At 68.6% G+C, this 20,839-nt stretch carries 29 protein-coding genes and 2 pseudogenes; 18 read left to right on the top strand and 13 right to left on the bottom strand.

Translation table 11 applies throughout. The features are described from left to right. Positions 1-25: 25 nt before the first annotated feature. Positions 26-1,159: a hypothetical protein gene (locus EZM51_RS10845; RefSeq protein ID WP_136708266.1), complete on the bottom strand. Its 1,134-nt coding sequence runs from the start codon at positions 1,157-1,159 to the stop codon at positions 26-28. Between the two features lies 1 nt (position 1,160). Next, on the bottom strand, positions 1,161-1,649 hold the full coding sequence (locus EZM51_RS10850) for a UGSC family (seleno)protein (RefSeq protein ID WP_211195883.1): 489 nt from the start codon (positions 1,647-1,649) through the stop codon (positions 1,161-1,163). 226 nt (positions 1,650-1,875) lie between these two features. Here EZM51_RS10850 and EZM51_RS10855 point away from each other — a divergent pair, with 226 nt between their 5' ends. From EZM51_RS10855 to EZM51_RS10875, 5 genes are read left to right on the top strand one after another with little or no spacing between them, the layout of a single operon-like run. Next, a complete protein-coding gene (locus EZM51_RS10855) occupies positions 1,876-2,337 on the top strand; it encodes a MaoC family dehydratase (RefSeq protein WP_136708268.1) in 462 nt (153 codons plus the stop codon). Between the two features lie 5 nt (positions 2,338-2,342). Then, positions 2,343-3,251: an SDR family NAD(P)-dependent oxidoreductase gene (locus tag EZM51_RS10860; RefSeq protein WP_211195893.1), complete on the top strand. Its 909-nt coding sequence runs from the start codon at positions 2,343-2,345 to the stop codon at positions 3,249-3,251. Continuing rightward, a complete protein-coding gene (locus tag EZM51_RS10865) occupies positions 3,248-4,915 on the top strand; it encodes an AMP-binding protein (protein WP_169053871.1) in 1,668 nt (555 codons plus the stop codon). Before EZM51_RS10860 ends, EZM51_RS10865 begins: the two co-directional genes overlap by 4 nt. Continuing rightward, on the top strand, positions 4,912-5,802 hold the full coding sequence (locus EZM51_RS10870; protein ID WP_136708271.1) for an amidohydrolase family protein: 891 nt from the start codon (positions 4,912-4,914) through the stop codon (positions 5,800-5,802). The genes EZM51_RS10865 and EZM51_RS10870 overlap by 4 nt, the downstream gene beginning before the upstream one ends. Next, the gene (locus EZM51_RS10875) at positions 5,799-6,977 is read left to right on the top strand and encodes an acyl-CoA dehydrogenase family protein (protein WP_136708272.1); all 1,179 of its coding nucleotides are present in this window, start codon (positions 5,799-5,801) and stop codon (positions 6,975-6,977) included. The genes EZM51_RS10870 and EZM51_RS10875 overlap by 4 nt, the downstream gene beginning before the upstream one ends. On the opposite strand, the pseudogene EZM51_RS10880 reads toward EZM51_RS10875, so the two are convergent. Further along, positions 6,967-7,470, bottom strand: a pseudogene (locus EZM51_RS10880) (recombinase family protein); the annotation flags it as partial. The gene EZM51_RS10875 and the pseudogene EZM51_RS10880 overlap by 11 nt on opposite strands. Further along, entirely contained in the window at positions 7,467-7,976 is a 510-nt protein-coding gene (locus EZM51_RS10885; RefSeq protein ID WP_349236065.1) for an ATP-binding cassette domain-containing protein, read from the bottom strand. The gene EZM51_RS10885 and the pseudogene EZM51_RS10880, both read right to left, overlap by 4 nt. Before the next feature lie 183 nt (positions 7,977-8,159). Between EZM51_RS10885 and EZM51_RS10890 the strand changes: the two genes are divergently transcribed. The 4 genes from EZM51_RS10890 to EZM51_RS10900 all read left to right on the top strand — a co-directional run bounded on the left by EZM51_RS10890 (position 8,160) and on the right by EZM51_RS10900 (position 9,772). Further along, complete coding sequence (locus tag EZM51_RS10890; RefSeq protein ID WP_136708275.1) at positions 8,160-8,423, top strand: ribbon-helix-helix domain-containing protein; 264 nt, start codon at positions 8,160-8,162, stop codon at positions 8,421-8,423. Then, on the top strand, positions 8,420-8,659 hold the full coding sequence (locus EZM51_RS10895; protein WP_136708276.1) for a toxin: 240 nt from the start codon (positions 8,420-8,422) through the stop codon (positions 8,657-8,659). The genes EZM51_RS10890 and EZM51_RS10895 overlap by 4 nt, the downstream gene beginning before the upstream one ends. Positions 8,660-8,742: 83 nt before the next feature. Next, positions 8,743-8,868, top strand: coding sequence for a hypothetical protein (locus EZM51_RS21215; RefSeq protein WP_282568140.1), 126 nt, complete (start codon positions 8,743-8,745; stop codon positions 8,866-8,868). Positions 8,869-8,986: 118 nt separating this feature from the next. Next, positions 8,987-9,772 carry a hypothetical protein gene (locus EZM51_RS10900; protein WP_136708277.1) on the top strand — a complete coding sequence of 262 codons (786 nt, stop codon included), beginning with the start codon at positions 8,987-8,989 and terminating at the stop codon, positions 9,770-9,772. Here EZM51_RS10900 and EZM51_RS10905 read toward each other — a convergent pair. Then, positions 9,714-10,118 (bottom strand): PIN domain-containing protein, encoded by a 405-nt coding sequence (locus EZM51_RS10905; protein ID WP_136708278.1) that lies wholly within the window; start codon positions 10,116-10,118, stop codon positions 9,714-9,716. The genes EZM51_RS10900 and EZM51_RS10905 overlap by 59 nt on opposite strands. Continuing rightward, on the bottom strand, positions 10,115-10,330 hold the full coding sequence (locus EZM51_RS10910) for a type II toxin-antitoxin system VapB family antitoxin (RefSeq protein ID WP_136708279.1): 216 nt from the start codon (positions 10,328-10,330) through the stop codon (positions 10,115-10,117). Before EZM51_RS10910 ends, EZM51_RS10905 begins: the two co-directional genes overlap by 4 nt. Before the next feature lie 253 nt (positions 10,331-10,583). Here EZM51_RS10910 and EZM51_RS10915 point away from each other — a divergent pair, with 253 nt between their 5' ends. Together EZM51_RS10915 and EZM51_RS10920 are read left to right on the top strand one after the other, a co-directional pair. Next, positions 10,584-10,832, top strand: coding sequence for a type II toxin-antitoxin system Phd/YefM family antitoxin (locus tag EZM51_RS10915; protein ID WP_136708280.1), 249 nt, complete (start codon positions 10,584-10,586; stop codon positions 10,830-10,832). Beyond that, positions 10,829-11,083, top strand: coding sequence for a type II toxin-antitoxin system RelE/ParE family toxin (locus tag EZM51_RS10920; RefSeq protein WP_136708281.1), 255 nt, complete (start codon positions 10,829-10,831; stop codon positions 11,081-11,083). Before EZM51_RS10915 ends, EZM51_RS10920 begins: the two co-directional genes overlap by 4 nt. Before the next feature lie 21 nt (positions 11,084-11,104). Here EZM51_RS10920 and EZM51_RS21075 read toward each other — a convergent pair. Beyond that, positions 11,105-11,212 (bottom strand): annotated as a pseudogene (locus tag EZM51_RS21075) (recombinase family protein); the annotation flags it as partial. A 429-nt stretch (positions 11,213-11,641) separates the two neighbouring features. On the opposite strand from EZM51_RS21075, the gene EZM51_RS10930 reads away from it, so the two are divergent. Then, entirely contained in the window at positions 11,642-11,911 is a 270-nt protein-coding gene (locus EZM51_RS10930; protein WP_136708283.1) for a hypothetical protein, read from the top strand. Between the two features lie 54 nt (positions 11,912-11,965). Here EZM51_RS10930 and arfB read toward each other — a convergent pair whose 3' ends face one another. Next, positions 11,966-12,403 carry an alternative ribosome rescue aminoacyl-tRNA hydrolase ArfB gene (gene arfB / locus EZM51_RS10935; protein ID WP_136708284.1) on the bottom strand — a complete coding sequence of 146 codons (438 nt, stop codon included), beginning with the start codon at positions 12,401-12,403 and terminating at the stop codon, positions 11,966-11,968. A gap of 54 nt (positions 12,404-12,457) precedes the next feature. Here arfB and EZM51_RS10940 point away from each other — a divergent pair, with 54 nt between their 5' ends. Beyond that, a complete protein-coding gene (locus tag EZM51_RS10940) occupies positions 12,458-12,847 on the top strand; it encodes an MmcQ/YjbR family DNA-binding protein (RefSeq protein WP_136708285.1) in 390 nt (129 codons plus the stop codon). 247 nt (positions 12,848-13,094) lie between these two features. Next, positions 13,095-13,637, top strand: coding sequence for a DUF1697 domain-containing protein (locus EZM51_RS10945; protein WP_136708286.1), 543 nt, complete (start codon positions 13,095-13,097; stop codon positions 13,635-13,637). Positions 13,638-13,653: 16 nt separating this feature from the next. Here EZM51_RS10945 and EZM51_RS20560 read toward each other — a convergent pair whose 3' ends face one another. Together EZM51_RS20560 and EZM51_RS10955 are read right to left on the bottom strand one after the other, a co-directional pair. Further along, on the bottom strand, positions 13,654-13,818 hold the full coding sequence (locus tag EZM51_RS20560; protein WP_169053858.1) for a BBE domain-containing protein: 165 nt from the start codon (positions 13,816-13,818) through the stop codon (positions 13,654-13,656). Positions 13,819-13,931: 113 nt separating this feature from the next. Beyond that, the gene (locus EZM51_RS10955) at positions 13,932-14,726 is read right to left on the bottom strand and encodes a nitroreductase family protein (RefSeq protein ID WP_349236066.1); all 795 of its coding nucleotides are present in this window, start codon (positions 14,724-14,726) and stop codon (positions 13,932-13,934) included. Between the two features lie 8 nt (positions 14,727-14,734). Between EZM51_RS10955 and EZM51_RS10960 the strand changes: the two genes are divergently transcribed. Beyond that, positions 14,735-15,472: an SDR family NAD(P)-dependent oxidoreductase gene (locus EZM51_RS10960; protein ID WP_136708288.1), complete on the top strand. Its 738-nt coding sequence runs from the start codon at positions 14,735-14,737 to the stop codon at positions 15,470-15,472. Between the two features lie 41 nt (positions 15,473-15,513). Here the strand turns inward: EZM51_RS10960 and EZM51_RS20565 are convergent, their stop codons facing one another. Beyond that, entirely contained in the window at positions 15,514-15,816 is a 303-nt protein-coding gene (locus EZM51_RS20565; RefSeq protein WP_169053872.1) for an antibiotic biosynthesis monooxygenase, read from the bottom strand. 196 nt (positions 15,817-16,012) lie between these two features. Here EZM51_RS20565 and EZM51_RS10970 point away from each other — a divergent pair, with 196 nt between their 5' ends. After that, a complete protein-coding gene (locus tag EZM51_RS10970; protein WP_136708290.1) occupies positions 16,013-16,993 on the top strand; it encodes an aldo/keto reductase in 981 nt (326 codons plus the stop codon). Between the two features lie 13 nt (positions 16,994-17,006). Here the strand turns inward: EZM51_RS10970 and EZM51_RS10975 are convergent, their stop codons facing one another. Then, positions 17,007-17,816 carry an IclR family transcriptional regulator gene (locus EZM51_RS10975; protein ID WP_211195884.1) on the bottom strand — a complete coding sequence of 270 codons (810 nt, stop codon included), beginning with the start codon at positions 17,814-17,816 and terminating at the stop codon, positions 17,007-17,009. Next, a complete protein-coding gene (locus tag EZM51_RS10980) occupies positions 17,794-18,966 on the bottom strand; it encodes a zinc-binding dehydrogenase (protein WP_136708292.1) in 1,173 nt (390 codons plus the stop codon). Before EZM51_RS10980 ends, EZM51_RS10975 begins: the two co-directional genes overlap by 23 nt. 221 nt (positions 18,967-19,187) lie before the next feature. On the opposite strand from EZM51_RS10980, the gene EZM51_RS10985 reads away from it, so the two are divergent. Then, a complete protein-coding gene (locus EZM51_RS10985) occupies positions 19,188-20,018 on the top strand; it encodes an alpha/beta hydrolase (RefSeq protein ID WP_136708293.1) in 831 nt (276 codons plus the stop codon). A 67-nt stretch (positions 20,019-20,085) separates the two neighbouring features. After that, positions 20,086-20,820: a DUF4097 family beta strand repeat-containing protein gene (locus EZM51_RS10990; RefSeq protein ID WP_136708294.1), complete on the top strand. Its 735-nt coding sequence runs from the start codon at positions 20,086-20,088 to the stop codon at positions 20,818-20,820. Positions 20,821-20,839 lie beyond the last annotated feature (19 nt).

Below are 20,839 nucleotides of genomic sequence, written 5' to 3' on the forward strand. Positions count from 1 at the left end.
TGGTCGGAAGATGCGTGGGCGGGGATCAGTGCCCGGCGGCTCCGATCCTGCTGTACGAGAACGGCTGCACCCGCGGCGGGTTGAGGGTGAACACCTCGACCACGGCCGAGACGCCCGCGTTGTTGGCCCCGGCGACCATGATCTGGATCGAGGTCGGGTGGCTGAGCACCCGCACGGTGTCGGGTGTGTCGGATGCCGCGGCGGTGTCGGGCATCGAGTCGGGGTGGTCCGACGACAGCCGCCACCGCGTCTTGTGCGAGAGCGCGTCCTTGCCGACGGCGACGAGCTCAGAGCGCGGACGGGTCGCATGCTCGAAGATGAAGTTCCGGAGGTCGTCCTTGCTCCATCCGGCCGAGGCGAACACGTCGGCGTGCTCGGGCACCAGCACGAGCAGCGCGCTCGTGTACTCGTGGATCAGCGAGCCGGTGCGGCGGATGGTGTCCACGAAGTCGAGGGCGAGCTGTTCGGGGTCCATGGTGTGTCGCGCCTCGATGTGCATCACCGAGCGGATGACGTAGGCCGTCACGACGCTCTCCGAGGCGTCGAAGCCGTAGTCGGTGTGCAACGGCGCCCAGGGACTCTGCTCCTCGTTCTCGGCGATGCAGGCCGAGTACTTCGCGGGCGTGCCCTGGGTGGCCTGGTCGAGCTTGTGCGGGTGCAGTCCGAAGGCGTTGATCAGGCCCAGCCGGATCGCGCGACCGATGGTGGCGTTCGCGCGGAACCCCGAACCGAAGATGTTGCCCTGGCTGTTGAGGCCGATCTCGCCGCGCACGGGACCGTTGACCACGAGGAACGGCGCCGTCCCCGTCGTGCTCTGCCAGATGCCCCGGGCGGGGTGCGGCTCCTTGGCGATCGCCTCCCAGGCGGCGAGCACGACGGGGAAGTACTCGGGGCGGCATCCGGCCATCGCCGCATTGATGGCGGCGAGCCGCACCGTGAGGTGGCGGTTCAGGTGGGTGATCGTGAAGAGGATCTCCTCGGGGTCGCGTTCGACCGTCGCGAGGAACCTCGCGAGGTAGCCCTCGGTCACCGGGACCACGGGAAGCCCGTCGGTCCAGTCGTGCTCCCAGTAGTGCTCCAGCACCTCGCGGAGCTGGTCGGCCTCCGCCTCGGCTTCCGCTCCCGGCATCGTCGCCTCTGCCAAAGTCGTCGTCGTCATCTCAGCCCTCCACTCCGAGGATTCGCAGTACTTCGGGCAGCGCGGTCAGCGCGCGCTCCCGGATCTCGTCGGCGCTCAGGCTCGCCACGGGGTGCTGCACCGCGTAGAAGTCGAAGCCGGGGAACCCCTGCACCGTCGCCATCGCCTGGCCCGACATCAGGAACGAGTCGGAGGTGATGCTCACGGTCGGCACGCCCGCGCGCTCGAACATGATGCCGTCGGCCACGGTTGCGGCGCTGCACGAACCGCAGTCGCCCACCGCCGTGATCACGATGTCGCACTCGTCGACGATCTGCTCGAGCAGCCGCTCCGCGACGGGGGTGCCGAAGTACTCCTTCGTGTACAGGCGCGCCTCGCCCGCACCGTGGTGCTCCTGCAGCTCCTTCGCGATCTCCTCGAGCAGCATGGTCGCGTTCGGCTTGGTGTTGTCGAGGAGCCCGATCGTGAGCCCCCTGAGGCTCACCGGTCGAGGAGAGAGCGTGCTGTCCATCGCATGCTCCTCCATTCCCGTGGGATCGAGCAGAAGTTCCTGTATCGCCATCTCGACATGCCTCTCCATCGCGGTCGTCAATCTGGCGATCAGGATGACACGCGGTGATTTGCCGACCACAGGGCCGCTTTCACTGGATGAAAAGACTCCTGCTCGGCGCTCGCGAACACGAGAGGCTGCTGGATGTCGCGATCGGCGAAGGTGCCGACGCGCTGGAGGAGTGAGAATGACAGTTACACCCGCGGTCTCGACGATCGAGGACATCACCGGCCTGATCGGCGCCGAGCTCGGTCCGTCGTCGTGGCGGGAGATCACGCAGAGCGACATCGACCGCTACGCGGATCTCTCGGGCGACGACAACCCGATCCACGTCGATGCGGAGGCGGCCGCGAGATCGCCGTACGGCGGGACCATCGCGCATGGGATGCTCACGCTCAGCATGGTGGTGCGGCATCTGCGCGAGATCTACCGGGTGCAGGGTGCGAGCATGGGCATCGTCTACGGGTTCGACAGGATCCGGTTCCCGAACGCGGTGCCGTCGGGCGCGCGCATCCGGGTGCGCGGGCGCGTGGCATCCGTCACCGAGGTCGACGGCGGATGGCAGGTGACGCTCCCCCTGACCTTCGAGCTCGAGGGCGCCGAGAAGCCGGCCTGCGTGGCCGAGCTCGTGCTGAGGCACTACCGATGAGCGCGGTGCGACTCGACGGTCGGGTGGCGATCGTCACGGGCGCGGGCCGCAGCCTCGGCCGGGCGTACGCCTTCGCGCTCGCCGACGCCGGAGCCGCCGTCGTGGTCAACGACGTCGACGAAGCGAGCGCCGACCAGACGGTCGCGCAGATCACGGAACGCGGCGGCAGGGCGGTGGCCTCGATCGGTGCAGTGGGTTCCGCCGAGACCGCCCAGGCTCTCGTCGACGCGGCCCACAGATCGTTCGGCCGGCTCGACGTGCTGGTCGCGAACGCCGGCGTGCTGCGAGACCGTGTGCTGTGGAAGATGACCGACGACGACTTCGATGCCGTGGTCTCGAGCCACCTGCGCGGGGCCTTCACCTGTGGGCGTGCGGTGGCGAGCTACCTGCGCGAGCAGGGCGAGGGCGGGCGCATCATCCTCATCGGGTCGCCGGCCGGCCAGTTCGGCAGCTTCGGGCAGACGAACTACGCCGCGGTGAAGGCGGCCGTCGTGGCGATGGCCCGCACCTGGTCGCTCGAGCTCGCGCGCGCCGGGATCACCGCGAACGCCGTCGTTCCCGTCGCGCTCTCGCCCATGACGGCGACGATCCCCAAGTACAAGGAGGTCTACGAGCGGTATCTCGCGGGCGAGCCGATCCCCGCGACGTACCGGCACGACAACGCCCTCGGAACGCCCGAGGACGTGGCCCCGCTCATCGTATGGCTCGCGTCCGCCGACTCGCAGGAGGTCACCGGCCAGGCGATCGGCATCGGCGGCGACAAGCTGACCCTGTACTCCCACCCGGCCGAGCTGGCCGCCGAGTACGCCGACGGCGGGTGGAGCGCCGCCGGCATCGGCGCCGCCTGGCGCTCCACCTTCGCTTCGCGAGCCCAGCCCTCGGGGCCGCCCGTCCGCAATGGAGGAACCCGGTGACCGCAGCACCGCACTACAGCGATCTCTGGCAGGGGATCGCCCGCGAAGACCCAGACCGGCCGGCGATCATCACCCGCCACGACACCCTGACCTACGGCCGGTTCGCCGCCGAGGCCGGTGCGCTCGCCCGGCACCTCACCGAGCGCGGTCTCCGGCTCGGGGATGCCGCGGCCATGCTGCTCTACAACCGACCCGAGTATCTCACCTTCATGTGGGCGTGCCTGTCGATCGGCGTCGCGCCCGTGGCGATCAACCACCGGTATCGCGCCGGCGAAGTGCGGGCACTCCTCATCGACTCCGGCTCGAAGGTGCTGCTCGTGCCGACCTCGCTCGGCGAGGTGGCCCGGGACGCAGCGGACGGGCTCGAGCCCCCGGTCGAGATCATCACCGTCGAGGACGGCGGCGACCCGGTGGCCGGCACGGTGACCGGCGCGGTGCGATACGACGACATCATCGCCGACGGCGGTTCGATGCCGGCGTCGGCGCCACGGGGTGCCGACCTGCGGCTCTACACCGGCGGCACCACGGGCATGCCCAAGGCGGTCGTCTGGGACCTGGACACCCTGCTCGTGGCCCGGCGGCAGTCGACGTGGGGGGTCATCGGCCTGACGCCTCCCGACGACCTCGAGGGCGCGATCCGCATCGCGGTCGATCCGGCCACGCCGCGCGTGGTCACCCTCCCGCTCACGCCGCTCATGCACGGCACGGCGCAATCCACGACCATGGGCACGCTCGCCCTCGGGGGCACGGTCGTGTTGCATGCCGCCCCGCGCATGGACATCGACGAGGCGCTTCGGCTGATGACGACGCATCGTGCCACGCGCCTCATCGTCGCGGGCGACGCGCTCGGTCTGCCGCTCGCGGAGGCCGTCGAGCGTGCGGGCGGAGGCCTGCCGCACGTCGAATCCATCTTCAGCTCGGGGATGCGGTTCAGCGACGACGTGAAGCGACGCCTGCACGAGCTGGGCGACCTCACGATCGTCGACATGCTGGCGTCCAGCGAGGGCGGACCGTTCGCATTCGGCATCACGAGGAGCGTCGACGACCTGCCGGCGAAGTTCATGATCACTCCCGGCACCGTGCTCCTCGACGAGGACCTCAACGAGATCCAGGCGGAGGCGGGCGCCCTCGGCATCCTGGCCTTCCGCGGCATCCTTCCATCGGGCTATTACGGCGACCCGAAGAAGACGGCCGAGAACTTCCCCACGATCCGCGGGCACCGGTACGTGATGCCGGGCGACTGGGCGCGCGCACGCGGCGACGGATCCATCGAGCTCCTCGGCCGACTGAGCGCGGTCGTGAACACCGGCGGCGAGAAGGTGTTCCCGGCCGAGGTCGAACACGCGCTGCTGGAGCATCCCGCCGTCGACGACGCCGTCGTCTACGGCATGCCCGACGCACGCTTCGGCGAGGTGGTCAGCGCGACCCTCGCGCCGACGCCCGGCATGACCATCGACGTCGCCGAGCTGCTCGCCCACCTCGACGAGCGCCTCGCCGGCTACAAGAAGCCCCGCCACGTCTTCGTGCGCGAGTCGCTCGAGCGCACGCCCACCGGCAAGGTGGAGCTCGAACGGGTCAAGGCGGATGCCGCGGCCGAACTCCAGTCGCGTCGGCTCGCGGAGCGCGAGCCCGCCGCTCGCGAAGCCGCGGAGTCGGCTCGATGACGGGCGGCTCCTGGCCGGGGTTCGATCTCCCGAACCTCACGGCGATCGACGTGCACGTGCACGTGCAGATCGACGGCTCGGGGCGCACCGCGTCGCCGCCCGCGTTGTCGCAGGCGATGGCGGCGTACTTCAAGAGCAGCCACGGGCCGCGCACCGTCGACCAGACCGCGGAGTACTTCCGGGAGCGTCGGATCGGCGCGGTGGTGTTCACGGTCGACGCGACCACGAACCTCGGCCACGCTCCGAACAGCGTCGACGACCTCGTCGAGGGCGCCAGGCGCAACGCCGACGTGCTCATCCCATTCGGCAGCGTCGACCCGCTGCAGGGCGAGGCCGCCGTCGAGGAGGCCCGCCGCCAGGCGATCGAGCTCGGCGTGCGCGGCTTCAAGTTCCACCCGACCGTGCAGGCGTTCGATCCGTCGTCGCCCGAGTTCACGCCGCTCTTCGCCGCGATCGAGGAGCTCGGGCTGCCGATCATCGTGCACACCGGCCAGACCGGCGCAGGGGCCGGCGTTCCGGGCGGCTGGGGGTTCCGGTTGTCGCTGTCGAACCCGATGCTGCTCGACGACGTCGCGGCGAGGCATCCCGACCTCCAGATCGTGATGGCGCACCCGAGCGTGCCGTGGCAGGACGAGGCCCTCTCGGTCGCGACGCACAAGGCGAACGCGTGGATCGACCTCTCGGGCTGGTCGCCCAAGTACTTCGCGCCGTCGCTCGTGCGAGCCGCACGCACGTACCTGAAGCACAAGGTGCTCTTCGGCACCGACTTCCCGGCCCTCACCCCCGAGCGGTGGCTCGGCGACTTCGAGGGGCTCGAGCTCGACGCCGACATCCGGGAGCTGATCCTGAAGCAGAACGCGGTGCGGCTGCTGGGGCTGACCGAATGAGCACGGCCCCCCCGACCGACCTGTTCGGCTATACCGAGCTCCTCACCGACGTCGAGCGCGCGAAGCTGCAGTCGCTGCGCGACCTGCTCGAGGAACGCGCCCGCCCACACCTCGCCGAGTGGTGGGAGCGCGGCGAGTCGCCGGCGCACCTGCGCGCCGAGCTCGCCGCGCTGCACCTCGAGGACGACCCCGAGCTGCTCAGCGACGACGGGCTGCCCTCGCCCTTCTACGTGGGCTTCAAGCACTTCGAGATGGCGCGGTTCGACATGTCGATCGGCACGCTGTACGGCGGGCAGGTGGGCATGTTCCGAACCGTCGTGCGCGAGGGTGGGTCGCCCGAGCAGGTGGCTCAGTGGGATCCGCTGATTCCATCGTTCGAGCTGAGCGGATGCTTCGCCCTCACCGAGCCCCAGCACGGGTCGGATGTCGCGGGCGGCCTCGAGACGACGGCCACTCGTGACGGCGACAGCTGGCGCATCACAGGCCGCAAGCGGTGGATCGGCAACGCCGCCCTGTCGGATGTGATCCTCGTCGTGGCGAAGGACGCCGCCGACGGGCGTGCGAAGGCCTTCCTCGTGCCGCGCGAGGCACCCGGCGTGACCGTCACCGACATCGGCGGCAAGATCGCCCTGCGAATGGTGCGCAACGGTGACATCGTGCTCGACGAGGTGCGGGTTCCCGAGTCCGATCGGCTGCAGCGCATCGACTCGTTCCGCGACATGTCGGCCATTCTCGCGAAGCTGCGGTTCGTGATCGGCTGGAACGCCGCCGGCCTGCAGACGGGTGCCTACGAGGCGGCGTTGGCGTACGCGCTACGGCGCGAGCAGTTCGGGCGACCCATCGCGGGCTTCCAGCTGATCCAGGAGAAGCTCACGCGGATGCTCGGCAACGCGACCGCGACGCTCGCGATGGCGGTGCGGCTCACCGAACTCGCCGAACGCGGGCCGCTGGGCGACGAACATGCGGCCCTCACGAAGACGTGGGCCGCCGATCGTGCCCGCGAGACCGTCGCGCTCGGACGTGAGATCTGCGGTGCCGAGGGGATCCGGATCGACAACGACGTGGCGCGCTACTTCGCCGACTGCGAGGCCCTGTACACGTTCGAGGGCACGCACGAGATCAACTCGCTCATCGTCGGGCGGGCGATCACGGGGTTGAGCGCGTTCACGCGCTGAGTGTTGTGCGAAGTGCCGGTCCGCGTGTCGCGTTTGGGCCAGACGTCTGGCGCTGGATGGTCCTGTAGACGGTAGATCGCGCGACGTTGAAGAGTTCCGCGAGTTCCGTCGTGGTGTGGGTGCCGGCGTTGTGGACCTCCATCAGGTGACGCTGCTGCGGAATGGAGGGCTTGGGCTGCTTGCCGCGGAGCCGGCCTTTCGCTTTCGCCACCTGCATGCCTTCACGGGTTCGAGCACGGATCAGGTCGGATTCGAACTCGGCTACCATCGCGAGCACGTTGAACAGCAGACGTCCCACCGGGTCGAGTGGGTCATGGACGGAGCCGCCGATGCTGAGCTTGACATGTTTGGCGGTGAGCTCGTCGACGATGTCTTTCGCGTCGCGCAGTGAGCGCGCCAGCCGGTCGAGCTTCGCCACCACGAGCGTGTCGCCGTTTCGGCATGCGGCGAGAGCTTCGCGGAGTCCGGGTCGGGCGCGATTCGTTCCCGTCAGCCGAGTGAGAACCCGCCCACTCGCTTTCCGGCGACCTCGCTGAGTCCGACGTCGTACAGGACGTCCTCCACCCGGGATTGAGGTAATCCGTGGGTAAGCGCGAGCGCCCGAAGGTGGGCGAACGCCGACCTGCCTGGGTGCGCATGACGAGCATCCAAGAGGGCTCCTACACTCAGTATCGGAGCCTCCAGATCGACGAATCGCCTCCCATCGATCAGCGCCTGACCCGAATCTGCGAAATCCAGGCCGAGCAGGACACGCATCGTTGTCGTCTTTCCGGCACCGTTCGGTCCGAGGAACGCGGTCACGCGGCCCGCCTCGACGACGAACGAGACGTCGTCGAGAGCGAGCCGCGAGCCGAAGCGCTTGGAGAGGTTGCGGATCTCAATCACCTGCGAGTTCGACCCTTCGTGTCCGTCGCATCGAGGGGACCAAGCGGGCCCACGTGCGAGTGCCCGTCGCGTTCGCCATCGCGCACCGCGGAGAAAAATCTCTCCATCGCCCACCGGGTCACTATCACGCTGGTGGCATTGACCTTGATCACACCGTCACCCTAGTGAAACGGCGGTGCCGGGCGACATGCACGAGGCTGATTCTCAGACTGGGTCATCTGCCGGCGTGCCCGTATACGGATCCCTGAGCGCGACCGTCCGCTGTCGCCACAGGCATTTACGTTTTACACTATTGCCATGAGCAAGCGCGAGACGATCAACGGCGTGCCCGTCACCGAGGAGCAGATCTCCGAGTGGGTCGCTGAAGCCGAGGCTGGCTATGACGTCGAGGCGCTGAAGAAGCGCGGACGCGGCCGGCCAGGGCGTGGTGCTGAGCCGTCGCAGGTAGTTGCGCTGCGTTTGACCAGCGACGAACTCGCAGTGCTGGATGCGCGCGCTGCCCGCGAGCACAAGACTCGGTCGGAGCTCATCCGGGACGCGCTGGCCGCGTACGCCGCGTGAACGTCCACCCTTCGGCACTCAAGCACGGCATCACTCCGGAGGACGCGACGCAGGCAGCCTCGTGGCCGACTTGGATCGAAGACCTCGACGACGACTCGCCCGCCCGGCAGCTCCGACTCGTATTCGACACTCGAGGTCGACTGCTCGAGACGGTCGTGCTGGTCTTCGACAGTGGGAACGAGCTGGTGATCCATGCAATGAAGGCGCGGCCGCAGATGCTCGACCTCCTCCCGTAGGCGGCGCACTGGCGATGGGAAGTGCGTGGCGTCGCTCGGCCTTCCGTTCGACTCGGCAGACGCTCACGTGGGAGCATTCGGGCATGGTATCGCCGTTCAAGATCGCCTCGCTCGCCGGTATCTCGCTCATCGCAGTCTTCGCGTTGACCGGATGCATCAACCCGGGATCGGGCAGCGAGGTCGCGCCGAACGTATTCGCTCGCGGTTAGTCCCTACGCCGCCGAGCCGTTCGGGAACACCGGCGTCACAGCCGTTGCATTCAGGGATCCCTGAGCGACCCGCGGGTCTCGGGATACAAGTCCCGACGGTCGTGGCTAGCGTAAGCATGTGGGTTCTATCGCCGAACGTCGAGATCGAGTAACGCTCGCGCTCGGCGCGATCGTGGTCGCGGTGGGGCTCTGCCTGACTGGCTGTTCGATCGCCGAGTACGACGGCGTGCTGGCGCGCCAGATTGGCGCCCTGAAAGACCCATTGATGCGTTCCATCTCGGACTGGGAGAAGGTGGGAGCCGAGCAAGACGCCTTCGTCGACGATGTGATGACGGAAGGCGGCGCGGTTCCAGGAGCCTATTGGGACGGGACGTCGGACCCGATGGCGCTGGCCCTCAACCAGGGCGGCACCGTTCTCTACGATCTGCGTGACACCGATCGAGGGTTGGTGGTCTTCGATGTGCTCCTCGCACCCGGGCCGCGGGACGCGAAATCCGACCGCTTCGTCAGTGCGGGTGAACCATACTTCGGGCCGCCCTCGATCTACGTGTTTCTCGATCACCGCCGAGTTCCAGGACGGTCTGTTTGTCGACTGGAGCCGGAACAGGAGTGGATCACGGGCGGCGGGAGCAGGCTGCGATCCGGAACTCGTCGACACCTTGGGCCCGGGAGCCAGCGCCGAGCCGGTAGTCGAGTTCGATGGTTAGGCCAACCAGCCCGTGATTTCGCGATGACCGGTCCGCCGGCGGCACGCGGAATCCCGATGCACGCGGGATCCGCCAGCGGGCGTGCGCGGGGGGATCAGCTTGCGCTCGTCGGCAAGTGGTATTCCCGGTTTGGACCGCCTACTCCGCGATGTATTCCTGGCGAACGGTTCCTTTGGTGGCCATCGCGATGTACCTGAAGTCGTGATCCGAGTTGAGGACGACTGCGTCATTGGCTAGTGCATACGCGGCGATGAGGCAGTCGAAGGCTCCAGCGGCCCGCGGCATCCCCTGATCCCAGAGCGCCTGCTGGATGTCTAGGGCATCTTCCTCGGTCGGGTGCTCCCACGCCGGGAGCAGCGCGTCCATGTCCGCTCGGAGGTCGGAGTACTCGGCGGTAGTGCGCGCAGAATGGCAGTACTCCAGCACCTGCGGAGGACAGGTGATGATGAGGTGAGTTGGTGAGATCTCCCGGAGGCGCTGAGCGATGTTCGGGCTTCTACTGGCCTTGTGCCAGACGCTGTTATCGACCAGGTATGTCGTCACGCCGGCGCAGCGGTCGGGGTGATGGTTGGCGCGTCGATCTGGTCGGGCTCGAAGTCGCGACCGATGATCCGTTCAACGGCGGACGGTTGGCGCCGAACCGCAATCAAGGTCCGCAGGGCGAGATCGACCGTTTCGCGGTTCGACTTCGCGCCAGTTAGTTGCTTGGCCTGCCTGAGCTCTTCTTGGTCAATGTCGATTGAGGTGATGGGCATGACCACTCCTCCTTAGCGTCTATATAGGCCATTGTATAAGGAACTCGGCGTGGCGGTGCGCTCTTGTGGAGATCGATGCCCGCCTTCGTCGCCGAAGACTGGCAGTAAAAGGGATCTGCCCGCGGGTGCCCGCTGGCCGATCCCTCAGCGCGCACTTTGAACGTGGTGAGGGCGGCCCGCAGTGGCGTCTGGCAGGATGGCAGGCCCGCCGTAGATCATGTACATGACACCGTATCGGATGTACAATTGCAATATGTCCAGTGTAAGTGTCGCAGCCGCCCGCAGCCACCTGTCGGACGTGATCGCCCGATCCCAGCAGGAGGCGGTTTTCATCGAACGACGGGGCCGGCGCGCCGCGGTCGTGGTGAGCCCGGAGCGGTACGAGCGCATGCTCGAGGCGCTCGAAGACGCCGAGGATGCCGCCGCCTTCGATGAGGCGATGGCCGAAGAGGGCGAGAACATTCCCTGGGACCAGGTCAAGAAGGACCTGGGCTGGGAGTGAGCTACCGGATCGAACTGCGACCGGCCGCCATTCGAGCGCTCAAGCGGATCGACCACCAAGACCGCGATCGCATCCGGGGCGCGATCGCGCTGCTCGGCCAAGATCCGCGCCCGCCCAGGGCAAAGGCACTCCAAGGCCGAGACGGACTCAGGGTGCGCGTGGGCAACTACCGGATCACCTACACCGTCCATGACGACGTGCTATTGGTCATCGTCACGCTCGGGCACCGCCGCGACGTCTACGACCGCTGACCCCGCATCGTCCACCGAGGGATCGAGCTTCGCCACCACAAGGGTGTCGCCGTCTCCGCACGCGGCGAGAGCTTCGCGAAGACCGGGTCGGGCGCGATCCGTTCCCGTCAGTCCGCGGTCGGTGAAGAGGTACGCGGGATCGACGCCGAGCCGCCCCTGGGTGGTGTCGGCCGGCCTGGCATACGGGTTATCGCATCGAGTCAGTACGAGGAGCACGAACGCGTGCGTTTCTGCGTCCGCGGCGGCCACCATGCCGTGTTCGCCGGTATACAGCTCGCCGCCCGCCAGATTGGTGACGACTGCGCCAACAGCTGTACTTCCGCGACGGCGACGAGTTTCGTCGCTTGCTCACGGACACCGACGACACACTTCCTGCGACCATCACCACGAACGGGGACGAGGCTTTGCAGTAAGCACCCTTGCGATTTCTCAGAGCCGGCGCAACAGCTGCGTCATTGAAGTCCAAGGATCGCCGCTGCGTGACGTAGAGGACTTCACGTCTCGTCGAGTACCCGTGGGTCTCACGGGTTGCGAGCCGCGAACACGAGATAATGAAGCATGTCCTCTTCCGTCGAACGCCGCTCCAATCCGACCGCCTGGGCCGCGTTCTGGTTCGCGCTGGCCGGCCTCGTGCTCATGCCCATCCCGCTGTTCATCGGACTGATCCTCGGCGGCGTCCTCTCGATCGTCGCCGCAATCCTCGCCGTGATCGCCCTCTTCAAGGGGCTCGCGCGCAGCGGCACGGGCATCGCGCCCGTGGTGTTCGCCGCGATCTTCATCGCGCTCACGTGGGGCGGTATCTCGGTCGGCGGCGGCACCGTCTGGTAGGTCGACCCGCCGGTAGTTCCTCCTCATCAATCCCGCCGGCACGAGGTTCGGTGGTCAGTCCTGTGGTGGGCGGCGCAGTCGCTTGACGTCGGTGCGACGCTTCTTCGCCTCCAGGCGCCTCTCCTTGGCGCCGCGACTCGGACGCGTCGGTCGTCGCGTCGGTGACGGCGGCCTCAGCGCGTCGGCCACGAGGGCGGCCAGCCGGGCGCGCGCAGCGTTCCTGTTGCGCAATTGCGCGCGGTGCTCGGATGCCGTGATCGTCAGGACTCCGTCGACGACGCGACTGCCCAGGCGTTCGAGGAGTCGCTCCCGCTGGAGCGGCGACAGGACGGCCGAGCCCGCGACATCCCACACGAGTTCCGCTCGGGAGTCGGCGGTGTTCACGCCTTGCCCGCCGGGACCGGATGACCGCGAGAACCGCCACGACAGCTCAGACTCGGGGATCGTGAGCGCGGAGTCGACCCGAAGACCGGGACGGTGGGCGGCGGGCATGGTTCCATCATCCCCTCGCGCCTCCCTGTCGGTGGTGCAACCTAGGCTCGGACGGTGGCCACACTCGACGACCTGCGCCGCACCGCATTGGAGCTCCCCGGCAGCGAGGAACGCGCAACGACGGGCGGCGCGGCGTGGTTCGTTCGCCGCAAGCTGTACGCGTGGGAGTGCCCTCCCTGGCCGAGCATCCCCGCAGACATCCGCGAGATCATCGCGACCGAGCTCGTCGTCGGCGTGAAGGTCGCCGACCGCCTGGACGCGCTCGCCCTTGTCGAAATGGCGCCCGACGTGTTCCTGCGCACCACGACCACGTGGAGTGAGCCGAAGGTCGCGTTCCGCATGGCCCGCATCGACGAGGACCATCTCGCCGAGCTCGTGACCGACGCGTGGCGCGTGCAGGCCCCGAGGTACCTGCGACGCCGGCTGGACGGCACCGACCAGTAGAGCGTCCCCGGCGCCCGTCGATTCGACCGGACGCAGCGGCGTGCCTGCATGCGAGGGCGTCCCCGGCATCGGCTCGAGCCGTCGGGTCACGAATGCATGCGATCTGCACCGTGGGAGGCAGGATGCGGTGCGATCGGCATCCACTCGGCGACATCGCGGAGCATCAGCGGTCGCTCGTGTCGGTCGTCCGTGCCATCGTGCGGGGTATGGCTTCTCTAGGCTCCCGTCGACTCCGCGGGGTTCCGTGATGACCGCCTACGTCGCCCTGCTGCGCGGCATCAACGTCGGCGGCAAGAACCCCATCGGCATGCAGGACCTCGCCGAGTGCTTCCGCGCGGCCGGGTACGAGGAGGTACGCACGCACCTGCAGAGCGGCAACGTCCTGTTCTCATCGAGCCGCCGGAGCGGGTCCGACGTCGAGGAGACGATCGAACGGATGCTTCGGCAGCGCTTCGACATCCCGATTCCGGCGATCGTGCGATCACGCGACGAACTCGACGCGACCGTCGCGTCGGCACCGGCCGATCACGGCTCCGCGGAGCTGCGCAGCGACGTGTTCTTCCTGAAGCATCCGCTCACCGCGGACGTCGTGATGGCACAGATGCCGGACCTGCGAGCGGGCGTCGACGCGATCGTGCCCGGGCCCGGCGCGCTCTACTTCTCGCGGGTGGCAGCCCAAGCGGGCAAGACCCGCATCACCCGCCTGATGGCCATGCCCGTCTTCCAGCAGATGACCGTGCGCACCTGGCGCACGACGACCAGGCTCCTCGGGGTGCTCCATGAGAGCTGAGCGTGCTCGCGCAGATTCAGTCGAGCGGATGCCAGTGCGAGAGGATGCCGCGGGCGTCGTAGTGCGACCGGATGTCCCGCAACCGTGGCAGGTTGGTCCCGTAGTACGCCTCGGCGTCGCGGAGCTGGTCCGAGTCTGCGAAGTTCTGAAAGCCCCGTCCGGTGCTCGCATCTCGTGTCACGCCCGGTCCGGGCGTCCCGGCATGATATCCCCGGTCTTGCGGCACTTGATGGTGCGCAGTCGGCACACGACGAACCGTCTGGTGGGACTGCTCCACGAGGACTGAAGGGACCGCTATCGGGCTCGCTCCCACGTGATCTCCTCGAGCGGGTATCGCTCGTCGCTCGTACCGGGCCCCGGGTCGCCCCGACCTCCCCCCAGCGGCATTCCGATCGCCGCCATGGTCGTCACCTCCCAGTGCTCGGGAATCCGGAACTCGAGGGCGACGGCTTCGCGGTCGAAGGCGCGGAACTGGTGGACGAAGAGCCCCATCGAGTGCGCCTGGAACGTCATGTGGGCGACCGCCTGCCCCACGTCGTAGTGCGCGAACTCCGAGTATTCGATATCGCTGTCTTCGACGAATCGGTGTGCGAGATTCGCGACGAGCAGGCTGGCGCCGGGCGCCCACATCGCCGAGCTCCGAGCGAGGTGGCGTACGAGCCGCTCATGCACCTCGTCGCCTCGCAGGCCCACGATGAACGCCCACGGCTGGGAGTTGCCGGCCGAGGGAGCACTACGCGCCGCCTCCAGAAGGAGATCGACCACGCCGTTCGACACGGTATGCCCCGCGTCGAACCGGACGGGACTGAAGCGATCCAGCGTAAACGAGTGGGGCAGGACTCGGGCGCCGTCGGTCACACCAACAGCAACGGGCCCGAGGGGCGGTGCATTCCGTTCTCCCGCGTGACGCCGGTGTCGGCAACGGTGCCCCGGAGAAGGACGCACCCGCCAGCGCAGCGTCTGCATGGCCGAGCAGCGACCGCCGCACGTTCTACGCGAGGTCCGATTCTCGCGAGATGACGGGGCGTCTTCCGCACAGAATCGGTAGCGGGACTTGAACCGGCGTCGGTCGCCGGACGGAAAGGACATACCCAGACATGAGCACCATCGCACTGGTCACCGGCGGAAACCGCGGCCTTGGACTGGCGACGGCCACCGCCCTCGCCCGCACGGGAGCGACGGTCATCATCGCCGGACGCGACTCCGACGCCGTTGCCACGGCCGCGCACGGCCTGCTCGAGCAAGGGCTCGTCGCGGAGGCTTTGACGATGGATGTCGCCTCACCGGAGAGCGTCAGGGCAGGCGCCGAGGCGATCACCGATCGCCACGGCCGCCTCGACATTCTGGTGAACAACGCAGGAATCCTGCCGGAGGCGACCGCGATCGGAGACCACGAGTTCGTGCACATCGGTGCCTTCGCCCGCACGTTCGAGACGAATGTCATCGGCGTGGCGACCGTCACCGAGAATTTCCTGCCGCTCCTCCGTCGGAGCGACGCGGGTCGAATCGTGAACGTCTCCTCCACGATGGGATCCCTGAGCGACCAGTCGGACGAGAGCTCTCCGTACTACACGAGCGTGCTGCCTGCCTACCAGGCGTCGAAGGCGGCGGTGAACAGCATGACCATCGGCCTCAGCAAGAAGCTCGCCGGCACCAAGCTCAAGGTCACCTCGGTATGTCCCGGGTGGGTGCAGACCGACCTCGCACCGGGGAACCGTGAGCAGGCCCCGACGAGCGCCGACGAGGCCGCACGGATCGTCGTGGCGGCCGCGACGCTTTCCGAACACGGGGCATCGGGAACATTCATCAGCAGCACCGGCCCCGTTCCGTGGTGACACCCCGCCGCGACGTGCGAATCCGGGCGACGCGGTCCGCGTCAGGCCTCGAACGACCGGTGCGTCTCGTACCTGATGAGGCTCGGGGGCGCGGCGAGGAGTTCGGCGAGTTCGGGTACCGCGCCCTCCCCAGCACGGAAGTCTCGATACGCCTGCTCGGCTTCCCAAGAGGCCCAGGTCTCGTACAGCGTCCAGTGGGCCGGGTCATCGCGGTTCGCGAGCCATTCGAGCCGCTCGAATCCGGGGAAGGATCGGGTGTCCTCGAGCAGGTCCGCCACCACGGCGTGTGCCTCCTCGAGCCGTGCAGGGTCCATCCGGAACTCGACGATCGCGATGTGTGCCACGGTGCCTCCTCCAGCGCGGCATCCGCTCGGCCTCGGGATCCGCCATCGGACACTAACCCGGCGAACGCGTCGCCCACCACCGATACGCCACGCAGCGGAAAGGCCGTGGACTTCGGATGCCTCGTCTGCCACGATCGCAGGCGCCCCCATCTCAGGGCGCGCCCGATGCGGGCGCCACGCCGACCTGGAGCCTGCAATGCGATACACCACCCTCGGCGCGAGCGGCCTGCGGATCTCGCGCCTCATCCTCGGCTGCATGTCGTACGGCGAGCCGGGCCGCGGCGCTCACGGCTGGTCGCTCGGCCTCGACGACTCGCGCCCCTTCTTCCGTGCCGCGGTCGAGGCGGGCATCACCGTCTTCGACACCGCGAACGTGTACTCGCTCGGCTCGAGCGAGGAGATCACCGGCCAGCTCATCCGTGAGTTCACTCGCCGTGACCAGGTCGTCATCGCGACGAAGCTCGGCATGCCGATGGGCGAAGGGCCGAACGACGCCGGCCTCTCGCGCGGCGCCATCATGACGCAGGTCGACGACTCGCTGCGACGGCTCGGCACCGACTATATCGACCTGTACCAGATCCACCGCCTCGACCACCGCACGCCCGTCGAGGAGACCATGCAGGCGCTGCACGACGTGGTCGCCTCGGGGAAGGTGCGTTACCTCGGGGCATCCTCGATGCACGCCTGGCAGTTCGCGAAGATGCAGTACACCGCCGACCTGCACGGCTGGACGCGCTTCGTCTCCATGCAGGACCAGTACAACCTGCTGATGCGCGAAGAGGAGCGGGAGATGCATCCGTTCTGCGTCGACCAGGGCATCGGGGTCATCCCGTGGAGCCCGCTCGCCCGCGGCCGCCTCACCCGTGAGTACGGCGCACCGAGCCCCCGACTCGAGCTCGACGCGACCGGCGCGAACCTCTATCGGCAGGACGAGGAGTCCGACCGGGCCATCGCCGCGGCCGTCGGCGAGATCGCCGCCGAGCGGGGCGTCTCCCGTGCACGGGTCGCCCTCGCGTGGCACTTCGCGAAGCCCGCGGTGTCGGCGCCGATCATCGGCGCCACGAAACCCGAGCACCTGCAGGATGCCATCGCCGCGCTCGAACTGGAGCTCACCGCCGACGAGGTCGCACGGCTCGAGGCGCCGTACCGGCCACGCAATCCTGAGGGCTTCGCCTGACGCCGGCGACCGCTCACCGACCCGCGTCGTCGGCCTGCTCGACGTAGCCGGCGGCCTCGAGCGCGCGTGAGATCGAGGCCGCGGTGATCCGCACGAGGTGGATCATGTTCTTCCCGTCGACGTCCTTCTCCGTGAGTGCCAGCGAGACCGCGGCGATCACCTCGTTGTTCGCGTCACGCACGGGCGCCGCGACCCCGATGTGCACGTTGTCGACCTGGCGGTCGCTGACCGCGTACCCGATGTGACGGATGTCCCTGAGCAGGCGTTCGAGGGTGTCGCGATCGGTGTACGTGCGCGACGTGAAGGCCTCGAGCTCCCCCGCCAGCACCTCCTCCCGGATCTCGGGCGGAGCGTGCGCGAGCAGCACCTGTCCGATGGCGGTGGCGTGCAGCGGGTATCGTGCGCCGACCAGGGGGCGCCGCACCGAACGCCGGGGACTCTGGAACCGCTCGATCGACACGAGTTCGCGGCCCTCCCGGATCGCGAGATGCGAGGCGTAGCCGGTCGTCTCGTAGAGGTCCTGCATGAACGGACGCGCGAGTCGCTGGAGGCCCACGGAGCGCGGCGCGAGCGACGCCAGCTCCCAGAGGCGCAGGCCGATGCGGTACCGGCCCTCGCCATCGCGTTCGAGCGCGCCCCACTCCACGAGGCGCTGCACGATGCGGTAGCTGGTGGCGATGGGAAGCCCGGTGCGACGGCTGATGTCGGAGAGCGACTGGCGCACGCGACCGCCCTGGAACGTGCCGAGGATGGCGAAGGCGCGATCGATCACCGATCGAGGCGCGCCGCCATCGGCCGCGTCACCCGGGTGTTCCGCCGTCACGGTTTCCATCATCCTCCATCACGACGATCGCGCGGCCGGTGATCTCGCCACGGGCCAGCGCCCGGTACGCGTCGTCGGCCTGCTCGAGCGTGTACCGACGGGTGATCAGCCCGGCCGCGTCGAACGCGCCCGACTCGACGAGGCCGACGACCGCGGGCAGGTCGGAACGGGTGCGCCCGCCGAAGGATCCCGTGATCGTGTACCCGCGCCGCACCAACGGCGTGATCTCGACCGGGGCGGTCGCCGCGCCGGCGGCGATGCCGACCGCGACCATGCGTCCGCCGTCAGCCAGCATGCGCGACGCCTGCACGAAGGTCTCGGGGCGACCGAGGGCCTCGAACGCGACATCCGCCCCGCCCTCGAGGACGCTGCGAACCGCATCGACCGGATCGACCTCCCGGGAGTTGACCGTGTCGGTCGCGCCGAGCTGACGCGCACGTACGAGCTTCTCGTCCGCGATGTCCACGGCGACGATGCGGGTCGCCCCCACCGCGGCGGCCATCTGCACGATGCTCGACCCGACGCCTCCGACGCCGACCACGGCGACGGTGTCGCCCGCCGCCACGTGCCCCGCGCGCACCACCGCCCCGTAGGACGTCAGGCCGGCGCACCCGGCGATGCATGCGGTCGCGGCATCCGTCGCCTCCGAGAGCGGGGCCAGCGCCGAGACGGGCACGACGGAGTACTCCGCGAGCCCGCCCATCGAGTACATCGCCAGGAACGAGCCGTCGGGCATGGCCACTCGGCTCGTGCCGTCGTAGAGCGTGCCGCGCAGCCGGTTCTTCGCGAAGAAGTTCGCACACAGGTCGTCACGTCCGCGGCGACAGGCGTCGCACTCGGTGCACGGCATGATGAACGCCCCCACCACCGTGGCGCCGATCTCGAGCGACTCCGGCACGACGGTGCCCGGCCCGAAGCCCACGATGACCCCGCTGATCTCATGGCCGAGCACCGCCGGCCGCGGGAACGCCACCTCACCCTTCACGACGTGCAGGTCGGTGTGGCAGACGCCGCAGGCGATGACCCTGACGAGCGCCTCGCCGCGCTGCGGCACCGGCACGTCCACCTCGACGACCCGCAGCCGCGGTTCCTCGTCGTGGAGCACGGCGGCGCGCATGGTGCGCGGGAGTTCCCTCGTCGATGTCGGCATGGCCCGCGGTCCTCTCGTCGTCGAACGGCACTGGATCCAGTCCCGCGGAATCGTGCGGCCGTGTCAATCCGTCATCCGCTCGGTGAAAGGCCATCCACTCGATGAGAGGGGTGCGCCCTTGTGCCCGCCCGTCGGCCGGTGGTGGACTGGCCACGGCGGCAGAAGGTGCCGCCGCGACATCCGTCATTCGAGACATCCGTCAACGAACCGTGAGGACGCCCATGCCGTACATCACCGTCGGAACCGAGAATTCGACGCCGATCGAGCTCTACTACGAGGATCACGGGCACGGGCGGCCGGTCGTGCTCATCCACGGCTACCCGCTCGACGGCCACTCGTGGGAGAAGCAGTCGCGAGCGCTGCTCGGCGCGGGCCACCGCGTGATCACCTACGACCGGCGCGGCTTCGGCGCATCCAGCCAGCCCACCACCGGCTACGACTACGACACGTTCGCGGCCGACCTGAAGACCCTGCTCGACACGCTCGACCTCGACGAGGTCGTGCTCGTCGGGTTCTCGATGGGCAGCGGCGAGGTGGCCCGCTACCTCGGCAGCCACGGCAGCGAGCGCATCGCCGGGGCCGCGTTCCTCGCATCGCTGGGACCGTACCTTCGGAAGACCGATGACAACCCCGGCGGCGCGGCGCCCGACTTCGACGACCTGGCCGCGCAGGCCGAGCGCGACCGGTTCGCATGGTTCACCGGGTTCTTCGAGAACTTCTACAACCTCGACGAGAACCTCGGTTCCCGCATCAGCGAGGAGGCGCTGCGCGGGAGCTGGGCGGTCGCGGCACGGGCATCGTGGTACGCGGCATCCGCGTGCGTCGACACCTGGCTCACCGACTTCCGTGCCGACATCGAGAACGTCGACGTGCCGACCCTCATCCTGCACGGCACGGCCGACCGGATCCTGCCGATCGACGTCTCGGCTCGTGCACTGCGCACGCGGCTGCCCGACGCCGACTACGTCGAGATCGAGGGCGCGCCGCACGGCCTGCTCTGGACGCACGCCGACGAGGTGAACGCGGCGCTGCTCGCGTTCGTGGCAAAGTAGACGGGACCTTCGTCCGTGCCGTCCATGCGTCGGCGGACTAAGGTCGAACGTCGCAAGGGGGGCTCTCATGAACAGGTTCGTCCGTGTCGCGATCGCGGCAGCAGTGACGGCGGTGACCGTGGGCGGCCTGGCCGGGTGCAACTTCATCGGCCCGCCGCAGCGATTCACCGACGAATTCACGGTGACCGAGAACATCACCACGATCGAGCTCGACGATGCGACCGGCAACGTGACGGTGGTCGGCACCGAGGGCGCGACCGAGATCACGGTCGAACGAACGGTCTCCTACGTCGGTGATCGCGACATCGGCGACACGCACGACATCGACGGCGACACCCTCGAGTTGGGCGGCTGCGGCCGCTTCTGCTCCGTCGACTACACCATCGAAGGCCCGGAGGGTCTCGACGTGCAGGGCAGGACGGCGAACGGCAGCATCGAGCTCACGGCGGTGGCCGAGGTCGACGCGCGCACCTCGAACGGCCGCATCGAGCTCGAGGATGTCTCGGGTCGGGTCGACGTCGAAACGAGCAACGGTCGCGTCGTCGGCCGCGACCTCAACGGCGACGGCGTGCGGGCGCTCACCTCGAACGGCGGTATCGAGTTGGAGATCGGCGAGCCGCAGGACGTCGAGGCGCGCACCTCGAACGGCACGATCGAGCTCAGCGTGCCCGAGGCGACCTATCGCGTGACGGCGGAGACGTCGAACGGCTCGACCGACATCGGCGTGGCCGACGACCCCGACGGCGAGTTCGAACTCGAGCTGCACACGTCGAACGGATCGATCACGGTCCGCGAGGACTGACGCGCTGGCGCTGCCGGCG

The sequence above is a fragment of the Agromyces sp. H66 genome, from assembly GCF_004959775.1.
Lineage (GTDB): Bacteria > Actinomycetota > Actinomycetes > Actinomycetales > Microbacteriaceae > Agromyces.